This is a genomic window from Streptomyces sp. KLMMK, assembly GCF_036961605.1.
GTDB lineage: Bacteria > Actinomycetota > Actinomycetes > Streptomycetales > Streptomycetaceae > Streptomyces > Streptomyces telluris.
This window is the reverse complement of the sequence record NZ_JBAMDC010000635.1, coordinates 1-2,298: the sequence shown is the minus strand read 5'-3', so window position 1 is coordinate 2,298 and position 2,298 is coordinate 1. Positions and strand designations below refer to the sequence as shown.

The 2,298-nt window shown below is 76.9% G+C and carries 3 protein-coding genes; 1 reads left to right on the top strand and 2 read right to left on the bottom strand.

Annotation, left to right across the window (positions count from 1 at the left end; all coding sequences use genetic code 11):
* On the top strand, positions 1-913 hold a 913-nt coding region (locus V7793_RS36560; protein WP_336013984.1), incomplete at its 5' end, for an MBL fold metallo-hydrolase.
* Here the strand turns inward: V7793_RS36560 and V7793_RS36555 are convergent.
* Positions 894-1,427, bottom strand: a complete 534-nt coding sequence (locus V7793_RS36555; RefSeq protein WP_336013983.1) for a GNAT family N-acetyltransferase — start codon at positions 1,425-1,427, stop codon at positions 894-896. The genes V7793_RS36560 and V7793_RS36555 overlap by 20 nt on opposite strands.
* Before the next feature lie 98 nt (positions 1,428-1,525).
* Positions 1,526-2,098 carry a TIGR03086 family metal-binding protein gene (locus tag V7793_RS36550; protein WP_336013982.1) on the bottom strand — a complete coding sequence of 191 codons (573 nt, stop codon included), beginning with the start codon at positions 2,096-2,098 and terminating at the stop codon, positions 1,526-1,528.
* Between the last annotated feature and the right edge of the window lie 200 nt (positions 2,099-2,298).

Below are 2,298 nucleotides of genomic sequence, written 5' to 3'. Positions count from 1 at the left end.
CACCGACGCCGCCACGACCGCGGTCACCTGGGCCGGGCACGCCAGCTGGGTCGTACGCACCGGCGGTCTGACGGTGCTCACCGACCCCGTCTGGTCGCGCCGGATCCTCGGCACGCCGCCCCGGCTCACGCCGGTCGGGGTCCGCTGGGAGGACCTGCCGCCGGTCGACGCGGTCGTCATCAGCCACAACCACTACGACCACCTCGACGCGCCCACCCTCAAACGGCTGCCCCGCCACACCCCGCTGCTCCTGCCGGCCGGGCTGGCCCGCTGGGCCCGGCGGCGCCGCTTCACGCACGTCACCGAGCTCGACTGGTGGGAGGCCGTCGAACTGCCCGGCCCGGCCGGCCCCGTCCGCTTCGACTTCGTCCCGGCCCACCACTGGAGCAAGCGCACCCTGACCGACACCTGCCGCTCGCTGTGGGGCGGCTGGGTGATGACCGCCCCCGGCGGGCAGCGCGTCTACTTCGCGGGCGACACCGGCTACGGCCACTGGTTCGAGCGCATCGGCCGCCGCTACGACGGCATCGACCTCGCCCTGCTGCCGATCGGCGCCTACGACCCGCGCTGGATGCTGGGCACGGTCCACACCGACCCGGAGGAGGCCGTCGCCGCCTGCCAGGACCTGGGCGCCCGGGCCATGGCCCCCATGCACTGGTCGACCTTCATCCTCTCGGCCGAGCCGCCGCTGGAACCCCTGCGCCGCGTCCGCGCCGCCTGGGAGGCGACGGGCCGCCCGCGCGAGGACCTCTGGGACCTGCCCGTCGGCGGGTCCCGCGTCCTTCGCGGGTCCCGCACCCCTCCCGGGTGGCCGGGCCCGGCACCCTCCTCCCGGAGCGCCCTGCCCCTGACCCTGCCCGGCAGCGACCCGGCCGGGGGCGCGCACGGAGGTCCTACGGCCGCGCCTCGATGACGTGGACGCAGACCGGCACGCCGTACTGCGGGTGCGTCGTCTCCCGCTCGTGCCGCATCCCCAGCTTGCGCATGACCGCCGCGGGGGCCTCGTGGCCGGTGCGGTGCACACCGACGACCCGGGCGAGCCCGCGGTCGCGGAACGCGAAGTCCAGGACGGCGCGCGCGGCCTCGGTCGCCAGGCCGTCGTCCCAGAACGGGCGGCCGAGCCGCCAGCCGATCTCCACGGCCGGGCGCAGCTCGGGCAGTTCGGCGGGCACGGACAGGCCCGCGAAGCCGGCCAGCCGGCGCGAGCGGCGCACTTCGACGGCGAAGAGGCCCACGCCGTGCTCGTCCCACCCCTGTTCCCAGGCCGTGACGGCGGCCGCGGTCCGTTCCCGGTCGTGCACCGAGCCGTCGCCCGTCCAGCGCATCACTTCGGGGTCGGCGTTGACGGCGGCCATCGGCTCGATGTCGTCCGCGCGCCAGCGGCGCAGGGTCAGGCGGGGCGTGAGGAGCGTGAGTGGGGAGGCCATGGCGGCATCCTGCCCAGCGCGGTGCCGATTACCCGGCCGCCTGCCGGTCGGCCGTCCGGGTCCCGAGCGCCGCCGGCGGCCCGGGAGAGGGGAAGTCCTCAGACCCGGCGCCCGAGCTGCGCGAGCAGCACGGTCTGCGCGTCGGCACCGGCCGGCGGCTCCACCGGCTCGGCGAACAGGCCCGTGCTCGCCAGGCTGTCGATGTACGGCTCCACTTCGCGCCGCGTGAGCTCCACCAGCGGCCCGGGCAGCCGCTCGTCCGCGCCGATCGCCCGGGCGAGGTCCCACGCGTGCACGACCGCGTCCGCCGTCATCTGCGAGCAGTACCCGCGGGTGTCGGACGGCCCGGAGGACAGCTCCACCGTCCGCTCCAGGGCCCCGGGCGCGGCGAACGCCTCGCGCGCGGCGGCCTCGGCCGCGTCCCAGACGGCCACCGGGTCGTCCCCCAGCTGATCGCCGTCCAGAGCGTCGCCCACGTCGTCGATGGACCGGCCCTCCAGCAACGGCGGCACCCACAGCTGCTCCACGGCCAGATGGTTGACGAGGTCGCGCACGGACCACTCGGTGCAGGGCGTCGGTTCGTCCCACTGGCCGGGGCGGACGGCGTGCACGCGCTCGGTGAACAGCGCGAGCGCCTCCCGGTGCCGGCTCAGCAGCGTCGCATCGGTCATGGGCCCATTGTCGGGGCGCGGCGGCCCGGGCGCCCGCCCGGCGGGTCCGGGGGTGCGCCCGCCCGGTGGATCAGGGGTGCGTCCGGGCGGGCGGGGTCCGGCGGCGTCGGACCCCGCCGGCGGGGTACACGTGGGCCATGCGGAAGATCGTGAGTTCCTGGGACCGGGCGGCGTTCCTCGCGGTGGCGGCCCGGCACGGG

Bases quoted from the DNA above. Each gene is read 5' to 3' on its own strand.
- V7793_RS36555 (WP_336013983.1), bottom strand. From the start codon at position 1,427: ATGGCCTCCCCACTCACGCTCCTCACGCCCCGCCTGACCCTGCGCCGC.
- V7793_RS36550 (WP_336013982.1), bottom strand. From the start codon at position 2,098: ATGACCGATGCGACGCTGCTGAGCCGGCACCGGGAGGCGCTCGCGCTG.